2 protein-coding genes are annotated in these 3,539 nt (G+C 68.7%); both read right to left on the bottom strand.

From position 1 onward, the window contains the following. Positions 1-478: 478 nt before the first annotated feature. Entirely contained in the window at positions 479-2,917 is a 2,439-nt protein-coding gene (locus ACTWQJ_RS48570; protein ID WP_443312763.1) for a SpoIIE family protein phosphatase, read from the bottom strand. Between the two features lie 519 nt (positions 2,918-3,436). Further along, on the bottom strand, positions 3,437-3,539 hold a 103-nt coding region (locus ACTWQJ_RS48565), incomplete at its 5' end, for a LuxR C-terminal-related transcriptional regulator (protein ID WP_443308694.1).

The following is a 3,539-nucleotide window of genomic DNA, read 5'->3' as shown; positions in this document are numbered from 1 at the left end:
ACGGGGGTACGTCAGCAGGCGCGCCGCAGCGCGATCACAGAGAAGAGCTGCGTGTCAGAACCTGATGCCGAACGCCCCGGACCATGATCGGTCCGGGGCGTTTCCGCTGGTGCCCCCGGCAGGATTCCAACCTGCGACACCCGCTTCAGGAGTTCGTCCTGCCTGGTCAGCAGCGTGCGGCGTGGTGGCCGGCGTCCGCAACGGAGACGTTGCCGTCAACCACTGCCGTCACGAGCATGCCGCACAACACGGTGCAGTTGTCGGCCCGCGAGTCCTCTCGCAGCCGTGGCTGGGTAGTGCCGTGGGCGTCCGGAGCCGACGACTTCGCGTTCCGGACTTGGTTGGTCACCAGAGGTGACTCGCGCCCAGAGACGGCCCGGCCAGAGCGCGAGGACATGACCCCGACACACCAGGGTTCGGGGACGACGACCGGTCTGGACACTCCAGTGTCCAGAGGTGCCGGGATCGGTCACCTCCCTCACGTGCTCGGCCTTGGCGCGTGGACGGGCAGCACGGACGATCGGGGGCCGGATGTGTGGGCAAGGTCTGCTTCGACCCAGACGACCTTGCCGCCCGGTATCGAGCGGGAGCCCCATCTGCGGGACAGCTGAGCGACCAGGAAGAGGCCGCGGCCGTTCTCGTCCATGGTGCGTGCGCTACGCATACGCGGGGAGCAGACGTCGGTATCGGACACTTCGACGGTCAGGACCTGGTGCTGGATCAGACGCAGAACGATCGGGCCGGTGCTGTGGCGGACGGCGTTGGTGACCAGTTCGCTGACGATCAGCTTCATGGAGTCCTCGAGACCTTCCAGGCCCCATTCGGCCAGCTGACGGGCTGCCAGCTTCCGGGCGCTGCGGACAGCGGTCGGGTCACTGGGCAGCGTCCAGGAGGCGACCCGGGTCGGGCTGAGCGAGCGGGTGCGGACCAGGAGCAGGGTGACGTCGTCGCACTCCGCCCGACCCTGGAAGGGCTCTAGCGCGCGGGTGCAGAGGTCTTCCAGGGAGCGACCCGGTTGCGCGAGGGCGGTGCCCAGGCGGTGCATGCCCTCCTCGATGTCGTGGTCGCGGGTCTCGATCAGGCCGTCGGTGTAGAGGGCGAGGAGGCTTCCCTCGGGCAGTTCCAGCTCCACGGCCTCGAAAGGGATCCCCAGCCCGATGCCGAGTGGGGCTCCGGTGGGAAGGTCGGGGAAGGTGACCTGGCCCTGTGGGTCGATGATCGCGGGCGGGGGGTGCCCGGCGGCCGCCATGGTGCACTTCCGGGTGACCGGGTCGTAGACGGCATACAGACAGGTGGCGCCCACCACCGCGGGGATTTGGTCCGGGGCGTCGGAGTCTTGTTCCGCCAGTCGCTGGACCGTGTCATCGAGGCGGGCCAGCAGTTCGTCGGGGGGCAGCTCCATGTCGGCGAGCGTGTGGACAGCGGTGCGGAGCCTGCCCATGGTCGCGGCGGCGTTGACGCCGTGTCCGACCACATCGCCGACGACGAGGGCCACCCGGGCGCCGGACAACGGAATCACATCGAACCAGTCGCCCCCGACGCCGCGGTCGATGTCGGCGGGCAGGTAGCGCGAGGCCGCCTCGACCGCCGTACCGCCCCTCAAACGGTGCGGGAGCAGATTGCGTTGGAGCGCGAGGGCCGCGGTCTGCTCGCGCGTGTACTGGCGCGCGTTGTCCAACGACACCGCGGCGCGACTGACGAACTCCTCGGCCAGGAGCAGATCCACCTCCTGGAACGGCACCGGATCCTCGGTGCGGACGAACACCGCCACGCCCATCAGAACGCGCCGCACGCGGATGGGCACGACCATCAGGGAGTGCATGCCGCTCTCACGGATCTTCTGCGCCCGTACCGGATCCTGGTCGATCCATGTGCCCGGAGCGGTGTCCAGGAACGGCTCCAGGCGGGACCTGCCGGTGCGCAGGACGTCGGCGATGGGTGAGGCGGGTCCCACGGGGACCGGCTCACCGCGCGCCCACGGGGATTCCGGGACCCCTTGGCGGATCGAGGCCAGGCCGGCGCGTCGGAACACGGGGAGGCGTTCGGTCATCGAGCCGATGCGGACCAGGGGCCCCTCGCAGAACGGGACCGACTGCTCCAGATCCACGGCGACGAAGTCGGCGAACAGGGGCACGGCAAGATCGGCCAGCTCCTGACCGGTCTGCATCACATCCAGGGTCCTGCCAAGGCGCGTGCCGATCTTGCTGAGGATGGCGAGCCGCTCGCGCGCCCGCCGGCTCTCGGTGACGTCGACGCTGATGGTGCACACCCCCAGCGCCTGGCCGTCGGCGCCTTGGAGACAAGAGAACGAAGCCGCGAACGGGTGCTCCTGGCCCTGACTCGTCGGCAGCCACGTCCGGTACTCGTGGACCTTGGTGCTACCGCTCTGGAGCACCTGCCGCATCACCGCCTCGATCGTTTCGGCCTCGGCACCGGACCACGCATCGGTGACTCGACCTCCGAGCCGCTGGCCAGGGGAAATGCCGTCGTGGCTCTCCATCACGTCGTTCACCCAGGTGCAGCGCAACTCCAGGTCACGAACGACGACGCCGATCGGCGCGCAGGCAAGAAGCGACCCCCGCACCGATCCGCTCCCCGCTTCCCCCGACGGCACGCCGATGTCGGTCACGGACGCAAGCCACCGCACTGCTCCGTCCCGCCCCTGCACCATGGAGATCCGCAGGTTGATGTCGAGCACGCGGCCGTCATGGTGGCGCACCGCCGAAGCGCCCGACCAGCCGTTCCGGGCACGGCACTGTTCGACGAACACCGACATCGTCGGCGCTTCACCGAAGGATGGCAGTACGAGTGCGGCGGACCGGCCCACCATGTCCCCGGCGGAATATCCGACCAGCCGCTCGGCGGCCTGCGTCCAGGCGACCACCGTCCCCTGCTCGTCGAGCAGGGCGAACGCCATGTCGGAAACCTCAGACGTGTTTGTCTGCTTACCGAATGTCACCCTGTCGGTGCTGGTCATGGTCATCGAGCTGTTGTCGTCCGATCGCTGGGGAATGGGCAGTGGGGAGTGCAGGAGCCGATTTGCTGCCTTCCGGGTGATTGACAGGGTGATGTTCTGCTTTGTGACAACGCCGCAGCCGCGGCTGATGCCAGTTCAGTCATGAAGGCCGCTGAAGGGCTGCGAGGTGGGCGCAACAAGTGGTCGGTATACGTGCGGCAGCCAAAGGCCGGCACCCAGGAAGCAGACCGTAATCGCGTGCGTGCACCCGGCCCAAGAAGACCGTGAAGGCCGCGAAGAGGCCCCGGCGAAGAAGACGTCAGGCCGCGAGCCCCGCAGCGCCTGAGTCCAGGAGCCCACGTTCCGAGTCCGGGCGGCAGGCTGCGCCGAGGATGTGAGTTCTCGTGGTGCAGGCATGGTGATACCGGTGTCGCGGATCGACTGCTCCCGCGCGGTCGGTCGGACTCGGGCGGGCGGGCGTCACAGTCCCAGGGAGATGGCCAGTCGGGTGAGTTCGGCCGTGCTGTTGATGTTGAGCTTGGCCCGGATGCGGCGGAGGTAGGCGTCGACCGTGTGCTTGGAG

Source organism: Streptomyces sp. KR55 (assembly GCF_052245645.1).
Taxonomy (GTDB): Bacteria; Actinomycetota; Actinomycetes; order Streptomycetales; family Streptomycetaceae; genus Streptomyces; species Streptomyces flavusporus.
This window is presented reverse-complemented; position numbering and strand designations above follow the sequence as displayed.

Bases quoted from the DNA above. Each gene is read 5' to 3' on its own strand.
- ACTWQJ_RS48570 (WP_443312763.1), bottom strand. From the start codon at position 2,917: ATGGCGTTCGCCCTGCTCGACGAGCAGGGGACGGTGGTCGCCTGGACG.